Origin of the sequence: Corallococcus sp. Z5C101001, from assembly GCF_007352635.1 — a bacterium.
In the GTDB taxonomy this organism is placed as follows: domain Bacteria; phylum Myxococcota; class Myxococcia; order Myxococcales; family Myxococcaceae; genus Corallococcus; species Corallococcus silvisoli.
On sequence record NZ_VKLU01000005.1, the window covers coordinates 712,202 to 728,470 of the forward strand.

The following is a 16,269-nucleotide window of genomic DNA, read 5'->3' on the forward strand; positions in this document are numbered from 1 at the left end:
ATCAGGGCGCGGGGGGGCCCTTCGGGAGTCCGCCTTCGTACAGCGCGGCGGAGCGCCCGACGATGAGGGCATGGGGGAGCAGCTTCATCATCAGGGCGAGGAAGCGGTTGAGGACGCCGGGCACGGCGAGCTCGCGGCGCCGCACGAAGGCCTCCACGGCGATGCGCGCGCAGGCCTCCGCGGACATGATGCCCAGGTCGCCGGCCTTGAACTTCCGGTCCAGCCCCGACAGCGACAGCATCTCCGTGGCGATGCCCCCGGGCGCGAAGACGGTGACGGAGACGCCGGCCTTGCGCAGCTCATGGGCCAGCCCGCGCCCAAAGCTGATGATGAACGACTTCGTCGCCGCGTAGGCCGTCTGGTACGGCAACGGCGAGAAGCCCGCCATGCTGCCGACCAGCATCAGTGCACCGCCATTGCCCCGCCGCACGAAGTCCGCGGCGAAGAGCTGCGACAGGCGCACCACGCTGGTGATGTTGGTGGCGAGCATCGCGTCGAAGGACTCGGGCTGCTGCTCCAGCGCCATGCCGTAGAAGGTGACGCCCGCGTTGAGGATGACCCCGTCCACGGTGCGCCCGGCCATGGCGGCCTCGAACACGCGCGCGGGCTCACCGGGCCGGGAGAGGTCCGCGGCCAGGGGCAGCACCTGCACGCCATGCGCGGCCTCCAGCTCCGCCTTGAGCGCGGTGAGCCGGTCCTCGCGACGGGCGACGGCGATGATGTGGGCGCCGTGCTCCTTCGCGAGCAGGCGGGCCATCTCCAGCCCCAGGCCGGACGATGCACCGGTGATGAGCACCCAGCGGCCTCGGAAATTCATCGGTTTCATATCGGGCGCTCTTATTCTCCGGCGCGACGTCGGACGCAACCGGGGAACAGCGGGCTTCAAGCCCCCCTGTTAGAGTCCGGCGCACCATGCGCCTCTCCGGGTCGCTCGCCTGCTTCTTCCTGGCCCTCTCGATGCCGCCCACCGTGCTCGCGGGCAGCGGCGTCTTCGTCTCCGACGAGCCCGTGGACGCGGTGGAGCAGCCCGAGTCCTCCAAGGTCGTCTTCGCCGTGGAGCCCGGCGTCTCCTATCCGCTCGTGAAGAAGGGAGGGCCCGCCCGGGCGTGGTGCAAGCTCCAGGGACCCAAGGCCGAAGGATGGGTGCTCTGCGATGGCACGCCCACGGAGGCGGTCCAGAAGGCCCCCGGCACGGACGCCCTCGTCAGCGCCGACCACGCGAACACGCGCCAGCAGCAGGCGGCCCGAGGCGGCGGCGTGGCCTTGTCCGCCGTGGTGAAGCAGCTGGGGAGCGGGGCCGGCGCGGGCATCGCCGGGACCGAGCAGGAGGCAGGCTCCCCGTCGAGCGAGAGCAGCGTCGAGGTTCGCGCCCCCGCGGGCCGTGTCGCGGCCGCTGCCCCAGGTGATGCGGAGGCCTGCGCGAGCACCTGCGACAACGCCCCCTTGTTCGCCAAGGCCCCAGCGCTGTCCGCGCTGGACCGCGAGGTGCTGGACCTGTGCCCCGCGCGCCCCGACGCCAGCGTGAGCGCCGGGGACGTGCAGCGCTTCTTCGCCAGGCACTATGACGATGCGCGCGTGCAGCGGGCGCTGTCCGCCGCGGGACGGCCGGGGACGGGCTCGCGGCAGGCGAACCTGGAATGGCTCACCAGCCTCTGGGTGAGCACGGGTCCGCGCAACGCCTTCACCCACGTCTTCTGCGGCGATGACTGGCAGCGCGGCCCGATTGGCGGACTCCACTTCCTCCCGCGCTACGCCCAGCTCGAGGCGGAGGGCAAGGTCTGCTACCAGGGCCCCGGCAAGGGCGAGCAGGCCATTCAAGGGGCGCAGTACGCCATCCGCTTCAAGGGACTGTCCCCCTGGTCCTGTGGAGTGAAGCGGCTGGGCGGCTTCTCCACGTCGCAGGACGCCATCTCCATCGCCGCCATCGGGACCCGCGCGTTCGCGCGCTGCTGCGCTCGCGGCGGGGCGAAGAAAGAGGGCGGCGTCTACTCCGCACCGGACATCGGCGGCGGCAACTGGCGCATCTGGTGCGGCACGCGCAACGGCACCTACGGCATCGCCACGCTGCATCCAACCGACGAAGCAGCCACCTGCGCCGAGTAGGCCAGAGCGGGGCGCCTGCCCCGCGACGGCCCTCACGCGCCAGCCACCGACACGACGTTCCGCGCGGCGGCAATCCCCCCAGCACCGCAAATACCTCACACCCCTGGCGACCCGGTTGAAGCACCGGAGCCAGGGGACCCGCATCCCGAAGGGATGCCAGCCCAGCCCGCCCCGGGCACGTCCTTCGCCACGGAGGCGGGAGCCGGGGGACCCGCATCCCGAAGGGACGCCGGCCCCCTGCCCCGCTGGGTCCTACGGCGCCTTGTCCACCGTGAGCACCGCACCCGTGGAGTACGCGGTGAACTCCGGCGCGTACATGGACTGAACCGTCGCGGGCCCCACACGGAAGGTGCCCGCGAGGTTGGCGCGCAGCCGGTACTTGAAGGTGTACTCACCGGCCGGGAGCGCTTCGAAGAAGAAGTTCGTCCCCGAGTCGCGCGTCTCCTCGTACCAGACGATGCCCAGGTCCCACTTGTGGCGGGACTGGGCGCTCTCCGGCTCCAGGCCCGCGGCGCGCGGGTCGCGCAGGTGCACGTACTCCGCGGCGTGCTTCGTGCGCAGCGACAGCTGCACCTCCACCTCGTCACCGGGCTGGAGCTTCGCGCCCTCCGCCAGCGGGCGCAGCAGCGTCTGACTGCCTTCGCGGATGCGCACGAAGTAGCGGCGTGACACCTGGAAGAAGTCGCCGCGCTCCTCCTTCGGCAGCTCCTCCGTGGAGAAGTGCCATGTCGCGGACGCGAACGCGAAGCCCGGCGTCGTCTTCTCCACCACCGTGGTCGCCGTGTCCGGCTTCACCTCCGGACCGGTGAGCACCACCTGGTTCTTCTTGCCCGTGTAGATCTCCGGCGGGAAGCGCATGGGCACGACCTTCGAGCCCACCGTCACCTTCAGCTCCTCGGTCACGCCCAGCGAGCCCTCCGCCTGCAGGTAGTTCACCAGCGCGTAGAGCGCCTCCGCCGTGGCGCGCGTGGACTTCCAGTGCCCCAGCTTCTTGTCCAGGAACAGCCACTGCGCCAGCCCCGCTCGGCGCGGATCCTTCGGACGAAGCTCCGACAGCGTGCGCAGCGCGAAGGCCTGCGTCTCCGTGGTGTCGTTGTACCAGAGCCAGCCGCGGTCCTCCGGCGCCCAGAACGTGCCCTGGTCCGCCGTCGTCTTCGCGGAGTCCATCACGCTGTCCCAGACCTTCAGCGCGTCCTTCGTGCGCTTCGCCCGGTGCAGCGTGAGCGCCAGGTAGCCCTTGAGGAACGGCGAGTGCTCCTTCCAGTGCTTGAAGGAGAAGTCGAGCACGCGCTGGCGCTCGGCGGCGGTGAGCGCCTCGCCCGTGTAGCGCGCATCAGGGTACGACGACGCCACGAAGTTGAGGAACGTCAGGAACTCCCAGCCCAGGTTCTTCTTCATCAGCCGGCTCGCGTACTCCTCGCGGAAGTGCGTCGACAGGTAGCCCCAGGCCTGCTTCGTCAGCTCGGGTGACACGTCCACGCCGTGCTCCATCGCGCGCGACAGGCCGTGGAGGATGTAGAGCGTCATGTACGGCGAGGACGGGCCGCCCGGCCACCAGGGGAAGCCGCCATCCGCGTTCTGGGCCTTGGCCAGCTTCTGCTGCGACGACAGCCGGTTCGCCTCGGCCACCCGTGGGTCCAACACGCGGACCAGGTCGTCCGGGGCCTCGGCGCCTCCCTTGGCCATGTTGAGCCAGGGCGTCTCCTCCAGCGACATCTTCCGGTTCGGATCCACGCTGTCCCAGGTCTCGTAGCGCGTGGACCGCTGGCTCAGGTCCTGGGCCACCTTCGCCACCGACGGGTACTTGAGGAAGAGACTGGAGACGATGCCGGTGGACACGAAGCGGTTGAGCGTCTGCTCCGTGCACTCGTAGGGGTAGTTCACCAGGTACGGCAGCGACTGGAGCACCGAGTAGAAGAGCTGCGCGTCCACCGTCACGACCAGCTGCTCGTTCACCCGCGTGGGGTCATCCGCGCGCTTCAGGTCGTCGAACGTCAGCGTCTTGCGGTCCTGGTCGCGCAGCGTCACGAAGCGCGACTGGGACAGATGCATCCGGCCGGGAAGCACCGGCAACGGCCGCAGCTCTCCGTCACTGAAGTTGCCCGTCTTCGCGACGACACGGAAGGCCACCGGGCCCACGCGCGCGGGCGTGGTGATGGGGAAGCGCAGAGGCGTGCCCTTCCCCGCCGCCACCGTGAAGGCCTGCGCGGCCGTCTTCACGCCGAAGTCCGCGAGCAGGCTCTTCTGCGTGTCCGGGTCCACGATGTCGAGCGTGAGCTGCCCCTGCTGCGGCTGCGTCCCCGCGTTGTTCACCACGACCTCCAGCTCCGCCCGGTCGCCTTCGCGCAGGAAGCGCGGCAGGTAGGGACGCACCATCAGCTCCTTCACGCTGCGGGTGGAGCGCTGGGTGGAGCCCCCGCGCAGGTCGCGCGTGAACGCATGCACCCAGACGTCCCACGCCGTCACGGAGTCCGGCACCGTGAACTCCAACACCGCCGTTCCCTCCGGCCCGGTGAGCAGCTGCGGAATCCAGAACGCCGTCTCCGCGAAGTTCGTGCGCAGCGGCCCCGCCGGAACGGACGGCTCGCTCTCCGCGACGACACCATTGCCACTCTTGATGATCTGGATGATCTCGCGCCGCTTCTGTTCGGCCACCGGAATCGCCGAGGGCTTCGGGGCCGCGGGCGGAGGCGGAGGCGGCACCGCCCCCTTTCCCGGAGCTCGCGCACCGGAGCTCGCCACCGCCCCGTACCGTTCGCGCCGGTAGGAGTTCCGGTAGCCCGGCCCTCCCAGCCCATACCCCTCCTCGAACCTCAGCTGGTCCCCCTGGAGCTCCTGCCCGGACCAGGGCGGGTTGTTGTCACTGACGAACCAATCCCCATGGGAGCTCACCGCCGACGACGTGGCCTCCAGGTACAGCGTCTGCTGCGGGTACAGCTGCGCCACCTGCGGAGGCGAGTGGGGCCCGAAGATGTTCAGCGACTGGTCGTACATGTACGCGAGCACCTCCGCGGCCCCCGCCTCCAGCTTCGCGCCATTGGGCCCCTTCACCGTCACGCGGAAGGTCTCCTTCGCTCCGGGCCGCAGCGTGTCGCGGAACGTGGCGAACTCCAGGCTCAGCTCCTTGTCGTCGAAGGGCACCGCCACCGTGCGCGTGAAGTCCACGACCTGCCAGTCGCGCACCATGGAGAGCGCCACCGTGAAGCCGCCGCGCAGCACTTCGGTGACGGGAATCTCCACCACCGAGCGCCCCTGCCCCGCCGTCACCAGGCGGTGTTCGACGCGCATGCGCCCCTGGTAGACGTCCAGCACCAGCGGCTGTCCCTCGAAGCCGGACGCCAGCAGCACCCGCGCCACCTCGCCCACGCGCACGGACGAGCGCTCCAGCTCCAGCACCGCCGGCAGGCCCGCCGGAGCTCGCGCCCCGGCCACCAGGAAGTCCCGCTGCGCGGTGGCCTGCTGGCCGAACGCATCCGTCGTCTCATAGCGCAAGCGGTAGGCGCCCGCGCGCAGCGCCGGCAGCGTCACCGCCGCGACGCCGTCCGCGCCGTGCGTCACCGCCGCCTGCGCCACCGCCGCGCCGTCCTCCCAGCCGCGCAGCGTCTGCTCCATGTTGTAGTCCGCGCTCCAGCGAGGCTTGAGCGCGTCCCCCGGCGTCGGCGTCAGCTCCGTGCGCGCGTTGGGGTCCAGCGGCAGCTGCGCGACCAGCGGCTCCTCCGACGGCATCAGCGGACGCGCGGGCGCCTTCAGCGCGACGAGCCGCCAGCGGCCCGGGCCGGGCCGCGGAGCGCCATCCAGGTTCGAACGGATGAGGCGCACCTCCGAAGGGAAGTCCTCGCGCACGAAGCCCACGTCGGACTCCACCCGGCCCTCCACCGAACCGAAGCCCAAGCGGAAGGACCGGCTCGCGGAGCGCGTCTCGCCGCCTTCGTCCGTGAGGTCCGCCTCCACGCGGTAGCGCCACGACAGGCCCTGCGTCTTCGAGAGCCGCTCGTCCGCCTCCGGGGTGAAGGCCACGGAGAAGCCACCATCCTCCCCCACCGTCGCCGTGCCAGAGGCCACCAGCTGCGTCGCGACGGGGATGCGCACCCACTGCCACCAGGGCGGAAGCACCGGCTCGCGAGACACGCGCCACTTCACCGAGCCACGCGTCACGGGCAGCCCGAAGTAGTAGCGCGCCTCGCCCTTGAAGGTGGCGCGCCGGTTGATCCGCAGCGCCTCCGCCGCATCCTTCAGCGTCACCTCGAAGGTGGGCCGCTTGTACTCCTCCACCCGCACGTGGGTGCCGCCGTAGGGGGACATCGTCCGCACGGTCCATTCGCCCAGCGGCCGCCCCGCGGGCAGGTCGAACGCCCCCGCCACCGACCCGAACCTGTTGGTGCGGACCCGCTGCGTCTCCACCTCCTGCCCATTGGGGTCGATGAGCGACACCTCCACCGCCGACTCCGACAGGACATGGTACCGCTTGGAGCCGTCGTTGCTGCGGTAGGCCACCACCTTCCACAGCAGCTTCTGCTGCGGCCGGTACACGGCGCGGTCCGTATAGACGAGCGTCTGTTCCTGCGGGCCCGAGGGGTACGACGGCGAAAGGAACAGCGAACCCGGGTACACCATCAGGTTCTTTCCGCGCCCCACCAGGATCAGCAGGTTCTCGAAGCTGTCGTGGGTCCGCGTCTCCACCCGCACGTCGCCGTTCGCGTCGCTGCGGCTGCCGTACAGACTGAAGCGGCGGCTGACGTGGTCCAGCGTCACCATCCGCACCTCCACGTTGGGAGCACCGGCCCCCGTGGCCCCGTCCAGCACGCGCAGCTCCGCCTCGCTGGCGCCGGCCTTGCGCGTCACCACCGCCCACGGCGACACGGACATGGGCAGCGAGATGAGCCTGTTGTTCTTCTGCTGGAAGTCCTCGCGCAGGGACATGACGATGACGTACACGCCCGGCGCGAGCGGCGGCGGCGTCACGAAGCTGCGGTGCATCTGGAAGTCGGGCGTGGCCGGCAGCGCCGCCTTCCACGCGGCGTCGGGCTTGCGCTTCTCCACCCACTGGCGCACCTCCTCGCCCGAGGCGATGAGCGACAGGTTCTCCGGGGGCTTCGCGAGCCGCGCCTCCACGTCCACGGCGTAGGCCCGGAAGTACACCGCGGCCAGGTTGCGGTGACGGACCTCGATGGAGCGCTTGCCCGCGCCATCCACCTGCATCACCGTGGCGTACGCGTCCGGCCACTCCAGCCGGGTCACCATGGCGGCGCACAGCTCGCCCCCCGCTGACTTCGGCCAGGCCTGCGCGCCGGCCTTCGCCACGGCGTAGGCCGTCACCGGACGGGACGCCTTCTCCTCCAGCCCCGCGAGCCGGAACTGGCCCATGGACCACCACGGCACGTCCCGGAAGCCCACCAGGTGGGCGGCCAGATGCGTCCGCACGCGCTTCTGATCGTCCCCGTCGGTGAATGACGTGCCCAGGACCTCGTAGCGCCGCAGCCGCGCCTCCAGCGCCGCTTCGCGCCGTCCCGCCGCCAGGTGCCACGCCTCCAGGTCCCCCAACAGCGCGGCCACCTGCGTCAGCGGATGCAGGGAGGGATCCGCCAGGTCGACTTTCGGCGTGCCCTCCAGCAGCGTGCCCAGGTCCAGCCGGTACACGCCCTGGGACTGCTCCGGGCGCCACAGGTCCGTGCGCTCCAGCGACGCCACCCACAGGTACGTCACCGCGTCGCGCAGCGTGGAGCGGATGCCGTCCGGGTACGTGTTGGGCTGGATGTATTCGGCCAGCACCTTCACGGGCTCCGTGCCGAACTTCAGGCGCAGGGCCCACACGGCGGCGTAGGACTTCTGGATCTCCGCCACCAGCTGATCCCGCGTCCAGGCCTTGAGGTCCACCGGCCCTGCGGACACCACCTGCTCGCGCTGGCCGATTTCATAGCCGTAGGCGTCCAGGTAGTTCGTGAGCACCGCCGCATAGAACAGGTGGAGCGTGGCCTGCTGCCGCAGTCCCTCCGGCCAGGACTGCTCGCGCAGGAAGCGCACCGCCGTCTCGTAGCCATGGACCTGCGTGCGCAGTTGCACCGTGCGCACCAGCGCGCGCGTCCACTCGTCCGCGTCGCCCCGAGCCTTCGCGTCGGCGAGCCGCGCCTCGGCCCCCTGCGCGGCGGACTCCACCTTGTCGTCCTCCACGAGCGCGTCGATGGCCTTCCACGTCGGGGGCACTGACGCGGGGGCCGCCACGGACACGGAAGCGAGCGCGAAGCACAGCAGGGACAGCACGACGGCGAGCGCACGCGGGCGCGGGGTTTCACACATGGGCGGCACTCTAGACGCCGCCCGCGCCCGTGGCGGTCCCTTCTCCTGCTCAGGATGCCGCGGGGGCCCGGCGCCGCAGCCCGACCACGTAGACCTCCATGCTGGCGCCGCGCGTGGCCTCCGGACGCACCACCTTCACTTCTTCGAAATGCTGGCGCACCTCGTCGCGGAAGGCCTCGAAGTCGCCGCCCATGAAGACCTTGGCCACGAACGTGCCCCCGGCCTTGCCCCGCGTGGCGGCCACCTCCAGCGCCTTGCCCGCGAGCCGCAGGCTGCGCGCCTCGTCCGTGCCCTTGATGCCGGACGTCTTGGGCGCCATGTCGGAGATGACCGCGTCGTAGAGCCCGTCGTACAGCGCCAGCAGCTTCGCGTCGAAGTCGTCCGCCAGCACGTCCAGCACCGCCGTCGTCACCTGCTTCTGCGAGAACGGCCGGATGGCGACGATGTCCACGCCGACGATGCGCCCGTTCAACCCCACCGCGTCCGCGAGGATCTGCAGGAAGCCGCCCGGCGCCGCGCCCAGGTCCAACACCGCCGCGCCCTTCTTCACGGACGTCGGGAAACGCTTGAGGATCTCGTCGACCTTGAACGCGGATCGCGCGCGCAGCCCCTCTTGCTTGGCTTTCTGGAAATAGTGGTCTTTAGGACGGTAGGGCTTGCCCATGTCAGAAGCCGTCCCTAGCATCCGCTACTGTCTTCGGAAAGCCGGAGCAGTCGCGGCCTGTTCGCCGGCCGCGCCAACGGAATTCCGGAGGGTGGGTGGCATGGGCACTCGGAGCGTGACGGCGGCCTTGTGCGTCTCCCTGCTCTTCGCAGGGGGGGCGGCGTTCTGCTACACGCGCGCCGAGACCCTCCAGGCGGAGGGCCGCTGGCTGATGGCCCGGGGCAGCGCCCAGGCCAGCGACTTCGCCCAGAAGCTGGACGGCACCTCCGTGGACGCCCAGCTGAAGACCTTCAAGGAACGGCGCGGCGTGATGGAGCAGGCCCACCGCTGGCAGCGCGGCATGCTGCTGGGCATCATGGCCGCCGTCCTGTCCGCCCTGTCCGCGTACGTCCTCTTCCTGCTCAAGCGGCTGGACGACCAGCTGCTGGACGCCACGGGAGAGCTGCGCCGTCCCCAGGAAGCCGCCTCCCTGTCCGCTCCGGCGTTCACGCCCAGCGTCCAGCGCTGACGCGGGCCCTCGCCGGGGCTTTCGGCCCCCGGGATTCTGGCAGGATGCCGCCCCTGTTGCTGTTCACGGGGAGGACTTCCATGCCCGGCTGCGCGCACTGCGGACGCACGCTCGACATCATCGCCAACCAGGTGGGCCGGCGCGACACGTGCCCCGGCTGCGACGAGGACCTGCGCTCGTGCCGCAACTGCCGGCACTTCGACGAGTCCGTGGCCAAGGCCTGCAAGGAGCCCTTCGCGGAGGTCCCCCGCGACAAGGACGAGGCCAACTTCTGCGAGCTCTTCCAGCTGGGCGAAGGCGGCCTGCACGTGAAGGACTCGCGCGACGCGCTGCTCAGCGCCGCGGAGTCCCTCTTCGGCAAGAAGTAGCTAGAAGCCGTACAGCTTGGAGATGATCTCCTTCATCACCTCGGAGGTGCCACCGCCGATGGTGATGAGCCGCACGTCGCGCCACATGCGCGCGATGGGCGTCTCCTCGATGTAGCCCATGCCGCCGAACATCTGCTGGCAGTCGTAGGCCACGCGCTGGGCCAGATCCCCGGCGAACAGCTTCGCCATGGAGATCTCCTTCACCGGGTTCTCCTTCCGGTCGTAGAGGTCCACCGCGTGGTAGGTGAGCCACCGCGCCGCCTCCACCGCGGACAGGTGCTCCACGAACTTGTGGCGCCACACCTGGAACTTCATCAGCGGCCTGCCGAACGCCTCGCGCTCGTTGCCGTACTGGATGGCGTCCTCCAGCATCCGGTCCATCCCCCCCACCGTGGTGATGGCCCCCACCAGGCGCTCGCCCTGGAAGTTGGTCATGATGTGGTAGAAGCCCTGGTTCTCCTCGCCCAGCACGTAGCGCGCGGGGATGCGGCAGTCCTCAAAGTAGAGGATGGCCGTGTCGGACGACAGGTTGCCCACCTTGTCCAGCTTCTTGGAGACGCTGAACCCCTTCACATCCGTGGGGAACGTCACCAGCGACACGCCGCCGTAGCCCTGCTCACCGGTGCGCACCGCCAGCGTGATGAAGTCCGCGCGCGTGCCGTTGGTGATCCACATCTTGGAGCCGTTGATGACGTAGTCGTCACCGTCCCGGCGGGCGGTCGTCTTGATGCTCGCCACGTCCGAGCCGCACCCCGGCTCGCTCACGCCCAGCGCCGCGATGCGCTCGCCCTTGAGCGCCGGCTCCAGGAACTCGCGCTTCTGCTCGTCGGTGCCGATCTCGTTGATGATGGGCGTGGCCATCTGGCTCTGCACCAGCAGCGCCATGTTCACGCCCGCGTTGCGGCTGCGGCTGAGCTCCTCCGCGAACGCCGTCACGTACCAGTAGTCCAGGCCGCTGCCGCCGTACTTCGGGTCGTGGTTGATGCCCAGAAAGCCCAGCTCGCCGCACTTCTTGAACAGCTCCCGCGGGAAGATGCCCGCGCGATCCCACTCCAGCCCGTACGGCGCCATCTCCTTCTCCACGAAGGTGCGCACCGTCCTGCGAAAGGCCTCATGCTCGTCGGTGAACGGGTTGAGCATCCCTGCTCCTGGGGGGAGACCCCGGTGGTGGATTGATTTTCAAATCAATAACAGGCGCTCCCGGTCAGCCACAAGCAACGCCCCCCGTCACTCCGCCGCGCGACGCGGACCGTCATGGTGACGCATCGCGCCGCCCTGGGTGTTAGGGAGCCGGACGGCAGCCAGGCAGGCCTCCGGGGCTCCCCGAGAGTGGATAGTCCGCACTCCGGAGTATCCTCTTGACAGATAATCGAGTGTCGGTAATTTCTAGCCCCCAAAGAATTAGCCGGAGCAGGAGCCAGGGCGGGTGTCCCGCCGGCGACCCGGCAGGAGTTCGGACGCGTGAATCAGCGAATCTTGGCTGCCGTGGTGGCCGTGGCGGTGTCGACGGCGGGGTGCTCGCAGGCGGGCGCGGGGAAGGCGCAGTTGCCGGCGCAGCAGGAAGGCTCCAACGCGCTGGGCGTCAAGGCCATCACTCCGGCCACGGAGCTGGAGCAGAACGTGACCCGGGTCACCGGGCAGGTGCGCTCCAAGCAGGAGGCCGTCCTGGGTCCCCAGGTCACCGGCACGCTCGCGAAGGTGAACGTGCGGGTGGGTGACAAGGTGAAGAAGGGCGACGTGCTGGCGGTGCTGGACACGTCCAACGTGAGCATCGCGGTGGACCAGGCGAAGGCGGCCCGGGACATGGCGGAGGCCTCGCTGCAGCTGGCGACGAGCAACCTGGAGCGCACGCGCAAGGTGGCGGAGTCCGGCGGCGTCGCGGCCAACGCGCTGGAGCAGGCGGAGATCGGCCAGAAGCAGGCCGCGGCCCAGGCGGCCCAGGCGGGCGCGGCGTACCGGCTGGCGGCGGAGAACCTGCGCGACCACTCCATCCTGGCGCCCTTCAACGGCGTCATCACGGCGCGCACGAAGAACGTGGGCGACTCCGTGGCGGTGACGCCCTCCACGCCGGTGTTCTCCATCGTGGACACGGAGGGGCTGGAGGTCCGGATGATGGTGCCGGAGTCCGTCATCGACAACGTGGCGCCGGGCACCGTGACGCCGGGCATCGTGAACCCCAGCGGCATGCGCTTCGAGGCGAAGGTGGCCAACGTGGGCGCTGTCATCGACGCGCAGAGCCGCACGGTGGAGGTGCTGGCGGACGTGACGGGCACGACGGAGCGCCCGCTGCGCCCGGGCGCGCTCGTGGAGATGGACTTCTCCAAGGCCGCGGGCGACGCCGGCAACGGCCTGTTCCTGCCCGCCCAGGCGGTCAGCAGCAAGGGCCAGGAAGGCTTCGTGTGGGTGGTGCAGGACGGCACCGTGCGCAAGCGCGACGTGCGCGTGCAGCGCGTGCTGCCGGGCTACGTGAAGGTGCTGCAGGGCCTGACGGCGGAGGAGCGTGTGCTCGCCGACGCGTCGCTGGACGTCAAGGACGGGACCGCCGTGCGCGTGGCGCAGTAACGCGGTCCCTCCTCCCCTCTTCTTCTGCTGGGTACCTGAATGCTCAAGACCTTCATTTCACGGCCCATCTTCACCGCCATGCTGATGCTGGCGGTGGTGGTGTTCGGCCTGTTCGCCTATCCGAAAATCGGCGTGGACCAGTTCCCCGACGTGGACTTCCCCGTCGTCACGGTGACGACGGTGCTGCCGGGCGCGGACCCGGAGTCCATGGAGAAGAACGTCTCCGACCCGCTGGAGGAGGCCCTCAACACGCTCAACGGCGTGGACGTGCTGAAGTCCATCAACCTGGAAAGCGTTTCGCAGATCGTCGTGCAGTTCAAGCTGTCCACCAAGGTGGACATCGCGGCGCAGGACGTGCGCGACCGCGTCCAGGCCACGCTCAGCAAGCTGCCGGACGAGGTGGAGACGCCCGTCGTGGAGAAGTTCGACATCGGCGCGGCGCCCATCATCACGCTGGCGCTCGCGGGCGCCCTGCCGGTGGAGGAGCTGACGCGCGTCGCGGATGACGTGGTGAAGCCGGCCCTCCAGCGCCAGCAGGGCGTCGGCAGCATCGACATCGTCGGTGGCCGGGAGCGGGAGATCCAGCTCGTGGTGGATCCGCAGCGGCTGCGGGGCTTCGGGCTGGCCATCAGCGACGTCTCCCAGGCGCTCAAGGCCCAGAGCCTGGACGTCCCGGGTGGCCGCAGCATGGACAACGGCCGCGAGCGCGTGGTGCGCCTCACGTCCGAGGCCAAGAGCGTGGAGGAGATCCGCAACATCATCATCACCAGCTCGGGCGGCTCGCCCATCCGCGTGCGCGACATCGCGGAGGTGGTGGACGGCCCCGCGGAGCAGCGCTCGGGCGCGAAGAGCGGCGAGCGCAGCGCGGTGGCCATGGTGGTCCGCAAGCAGTCCGGCTCCAACACGGTGCAGGTGGCGGACCTGGTGAAGGAGTCGCTGGACGAGATCAACAAGAACCTGCCGGCGGGCGTGCAGGTGGAGACGGTGACGGACAACGCGCGGTTCATCCGTTCGTCCATCCACGCGGTGCAGGAGGACCTCATCCTGGGCGGCGTGCTCGCGGTGCTCATCGTGTTGGTGTTCCTGCGCAACCTGCGCTCCACCGTCGTGGCGGCCATCGCGCTGCCGGTGTCCGTCGTGGGCACGTTCGCGGTGATGGCGGCGCTGGGCTTCACCTTCAACATGATCACGATGCTGGCGCTGACGCTGTCCATCGGTCTGCTCATCGACGACGCCATCGTGGTCATCGAGAACATCGTGCGTCACATGGAAGAGGGCGCCACGCCCATGCAGGCCGCGCTGGAGGGCGCCGGACAGATTGCCCTCGCGGTGCTCGCGGTGACGCTCGCCATCGTGGCGGTGTTCATCCCGGTGGCCTTCATGGACGGCATGATCGGCAAGTTCTTCTACCAGTTCGGTGTCACGGTGGCGGTGGCGACGCTCATCTCCTACGTGGTGTCCATGACGCTCACGCCCATGCTGTCCTCGCGCCTCTTGCGTGAGCACGGCCACCCGACGGGCCTGTCCGCGTCGGTGGAGAAGGTGCTGGTGGGCATGGAGAACGGCTACCGGAAGATCCTGGGGGGCATCCTGCGGCACCGCGCCCTCACGATGATCGTCGCGGTGGTGGTGCTCTTCGCCACCTTCGGTCTGGCCCGGTTCCTCAAGTTCACGTTCATCCCCGAGCAGGACAACGGCAACATCAAGCTCACGGTGGAGCTGCCCATCGGGTCCACCATCCAGGAGACCCAGGCGCAGCTGGACAGCATGGCGGCCCAGGTGCGGGCGCTGCCGGGCATCGACTCCACCTTCACCACCGCCGGTGGTGGCGTGCAGGAGGAGGTCCACAAGGGCGAGGTCCTCATCAACCTGAAGTCGGTGAAGGAGCGCGCCTTCAAGCAGAGCGAGCTGAAGGCCTACCTGCGCGAGACCATCCATCCCCCCGCGGGCGTGACCGTGGCCGTGCAGGACGTGGCCGCGGTGGCCGGCGCGGGCTCGCGCTCGCAGCAGGTGCAGTTCAACCTGCGCGGTGACAACTGGAAGGAGCTGACCGAGTCCGCGGAGAAGATGCGCAAGGAGATGCTCAAGAACCCGGGCCTCACCGACGTGGACATGACCTACCGCTCCGGCAAGCCGCAGTACGACGTGCAGGTGGACCGCGACCGCGCGGCCACCCTGGGCGTGCCGGCCGCGTCCCTGGGCGCCACGCTGCGCGCCTTCCTGGGCCGCGACAAGGTGCTGGACTACCGCGAGGGCGGCGACACGTACGAAGTGAAGCTGCGCCTGCCTCCAGAGACGCTGGCGTCCGCGGACTCGCTCGGCCAGCTCGCCGTGCGCGCGCCGTCCGGGCAGCTGGTGGAGCTGCGCAACCTGGCGCGCATCGTCCCCGCCGAGGGCCCGGTGCAGATCGACCGTCAGGCGCAGAAGCGGCAGATCACCATGCTGGCGAACCTGAAGCAGGGCTACGCGCTCTCCGACGCCATCTCCTACATGCAGGGCTACGCCGCCAAGGAGCTGCCCAAGAGCGTCACCGGTGAGCTGGAAGGCAACGCGAAGGAGCTGGGCAAGTCGGTGGCCGCCTTCGGCACCGCCCTGCTCCTGGGTATCATCCTCATCTACATGATCCTCGCGGCCCAGTTCGAGAGCCTCATCCACCCGTTCACGATCATGCTGTCGCTGCCCTTCGCCTTCATCGGAGCCATTGGCGGCCTGCTCATCACCGGCCAGTACATGTCCATGTTCGCCCTCATCGGCGTCATCATGCTCATGGGTCTGGTGGTGAAGAACGGCATCCTCCTGGTGGACTTCACGCTCCAGGTCCGTGAGAAGGGCCGCACCGCGCACGAGGCCCTGCTGGAGGCCGCCCCGGTCCGTCTGCGCCCCATCCTGATGACGACCATCGCGATGATCGCCGGCATGATCCCGGTGGCGCTGGCGAAGGGCGACGGCGCGGAGACGCGCGCGCCCATGGCCATCACCATCATCGGTGGTCTGGTCACCTCCACGTTCCTCACGCTGGGCGTGGTGCCGGTGGTGTACTCGCTGCTGGATCAACTGGCCGCGCGCTTCAAGCGCGACAAGGGCAAGGACCCGGGCTTCGCGGGTGGCGCCGGCCCGGCCCATGGAGGCCCGGTGAACCAGGACCGTGAACGGGAAGCCGCGGCCGCCGCGGCTCGGGTGGAGACGGCCTGATGCGCCGCCCGACCTCCATCACTCCGCCCCCGGAGCTCGACACGCGCTCCGAGGGGCAGGACGAGGCCGCCGATGGGCTGTCTCCGATGGAGCGGCTGATCCAGGAAGGCGACCGGTCCACGCCGGACTCTCGCCGCTTCATCGCCCTCATCAAGGAGCTGGCCTACTTCCGCTCCTTGAGGGATCCGCTGGCGAGCCTCTGCGACGACATGCGGCTCACCCCCACCCAGGTGCACGCGCTGGGGTGGCTGGGCATGGATGGCCCCACCCAGGTGGGGGTGCTGGCCCAGCGCATCGGCATCACCAAGAAGACCATCACCGGGGTGGTGGACCGCCTGGAGGACATGGGCATGGTGGAGCGCGGCCGGGACGCGGAGGACCGCCGCGCCGTCACCGCGAAGCTCACCCACAAGGGCTGTGAGCTCTATCAGGCCATCCAGTTGATGACGGACTCCGGCATCCGGCGCCTGATGGACCTCTTGCCCTCCGAGGACCGCGAGTCGCTGTTCGGCATCATCGAACGGATGATTTCACGGATGAAGGCCGCCGCCTCGGCGCGCTGAATCCGTCCGGACAGG

General features: G+C 69.7%; 10 protein-coding genes. 6 read left to right on the forward strand and 4 right to left on the reverse strand.

Translation table 11 applies throughout. The features are described from left to right. Position 1: 1 nt before the first annotated feature. Entirely contained in the window at positions 2-826 is an 825-nt protein-coding gene (locus tag FOF48_RS13355) for an SDR family oxidoreductase (protein WP_143901502.1), read from the reverse strand. A gap of 86 nt (positions 827-912) precedes the next feature. Between FOF48_RS13355 and FOF48_RS13360 the strand changes: the two genes are divergently transcribed. After that, a complete protein-coding gene (locus tag FOF48_RS13360; protein WP_143901504.1) occupies positions 913-2,103 on the forward strand; it encodes an EndoU domain-containing protein in 1,191 nt (396 codons plus the stop codon). Between the two features lie 252 nt (positions 2,104-2,355). Here FOF48_RS13360 and FOF48_RS13365 read toward each other — a convergent pair whose 3' ends face one another. Both FOF48_RS13365 and FOF48_RS13370 read right to left on the reverse strand, forming a co-directional pair. Beyond that, complete coding sequence (locus FOF48_RS13365; protein WP_143901506.1) at positions 2,356-8,397, reverse strand: alpha-2-macroglobulin; 6,042 nt, start codon at positions 8,395-8,397, stop codon at positions 2,356-2,358. A 49-nt stretch (positions 8,398-8,446) separates the two neighbouring features. Beyond that, on the reverse strand, positions 8,447-9,082 hold the full coding sequence (locus FOF48_RS13370) for an RlmE family RNA methyltransferase (protein WP_143901508.1): 636 nt from the start codon (positions 9,080-9,082) through the stop codon (positions 8,447-8,449). A gap of 79 nt (positions 9,083-9,161) precedes the next feature. On the opposite strand from FOF48_RS13370, the gene FOF48_RS13375 reads away from it, so the two are divergent. Both FOF48_RS13375 and FOF48_RS13380 read left to right on the forward strand, forming a co-directional pair. Further along, on the forward strand, positions 9,162-9,569 hold the full coding sequence (locus FOF48_RS13375; protein ID WP_143901510.1) for a hypothetical protein: 408 nt from the start codon (positions 9,162-9,164) through the stop codon (positions 9,567-9,569). Positions 9,570-9,649: 80 nt separating this feature from the next. Then, positions 9,650-9,937, forward strand: a complete 288-nt coding sequence (locus FOF48_RS13380; RefSeq protein WP_143902157.1) for a hypothetical protein — start codon at positions 9,650-9,652, stop codon at positions 9,935-9,937. Here the strand turns inward: FOF48_RS13380 and FOF48_RS13385 are convergent, their stop codons facing one another. Beyond that, positions 9,938-11,077 (reverse strand): acyl-CoA dehydrogenase family protein, encoded by a 1,140-nt coding sequence (locus tag FOF48_RS13385; RefSeq protein ID WP_143901512.1) that lies wholly within the window; start codon positions 11,075-11,077, stop codon positions 9,938-9,940. A gap of 321 nt (positions 11,078-11,398) precedes the next feature. Between FOF48_RS13385 and FOF48_RS13390 the strand changes: the two genes are divergently transcribed. Genes FOF48_RS13390 through FOF48_RS13400 form a run of 3 tightly spaced genes read left to right on the forward strand, consistent with a single transcriptional unit; the run spans position 11,399 to position 16,254 of the window. Beyond that, a complete protein-coding gene (locus tag FOF48_RS13390) occupies positions 11,399-12,499 on the forward strand; it encodes an efflux RND transporter periplasmic adaptor subunit (protein WP_143901514.1) in 1,101 nt (366 codons plus the stop codon). Positions 12,500-12,538: 39 nt separating this feature from the next. Further along, on the forward strand, positions 12,539-15,691 hold the full coding sequence (locus tag FOF48_RS13395; RefSeq protein ID WP_143901516.1) for an efflux RND transporter permease subunit: 3,153 nt from the start codon (positions 12,539-12,541) through the stop codon (positions 15,689-15,691). Further along, positions 15,691-16,254, forward strand: a complete 564-nt coding sequence (locus FOF48_RS13400) for a MarR family winged helix-turn-helix transcriptional regulator (RefSeq protein ID WP_143901518.1) — start codon at positions 15,691-15,693, stop codon at positions 16,252-16,254. Before FOF48_RS13395 ends, FOF48_RS13400 begins: the two co-directional genes overlap by 1 nt. Positions 16,255-16,269: the final 15 nt, after the last annotated feature.

Coding starts and splice junctions, on each gene's coding strand:
- FOF48_RS13355 (WP_143901502.1), bottom strand. CDS start 826: ATGAAACCGATGAATTTCCGAGGCCGCTGGGTGCTCATCACCGGTGCA.
- FOF48_RS13360 (WP_143901504.1), top strand. CDS start 913: ATGCGCCTCTCCGGGTCGCTCGCCTGCTTCTTCCTGGCCCTCTCGATG.
- FOF48_RS13365 (WP_143901506.1), bottom strand. CDS start 8,397: ATGTGTGAAACCCCGCGCCCGCGTGCGCTCGCCGTCGTGCTGTCCCTG.
- FOF48_RS13370 (WP_143901508.1), bottom strand. CDS start 9,082: ATGCTAGGGACGGCTTCTGACATGGGCAAGCCCTACCGTCCTAAAGAC.
- FOF48_RS13375 (WP_143901510.1), top strand. CDS start 9,162: ATGGGCACTCGGAGCGTGACGGCGGCCTTGTGCGTCTCCCTGCTCTTC.
- FOF48_RS13380 (WP_143902157.1), top strand. CDS start 9,650: ATGCCCGGCTGCGCGCACTGCGGACGCACGCTCGACATCATCGCCAAC.
- FOF48_RS13385 (WP_143901512.1), bottom strand. CDS start 11,077: ATGCTCAACCCGTTCACCGACGAGCATGAGGCCTTTCGCAGGACGGTG.
- FOF48_RS13395 (WP_143901516.1), top strand. CDS start 12,539: ATGCTCAAGACCTTCATTTCACGGCCCATCTTCACCGCCATGCTGATG.
- FOF48_RS13400 (WP_143901518.1), top strand. CDS start 15,691: ATGCGCCGCCCGACCTCCATCACTCCGCCCCCGGAGCTCGACACGCGC.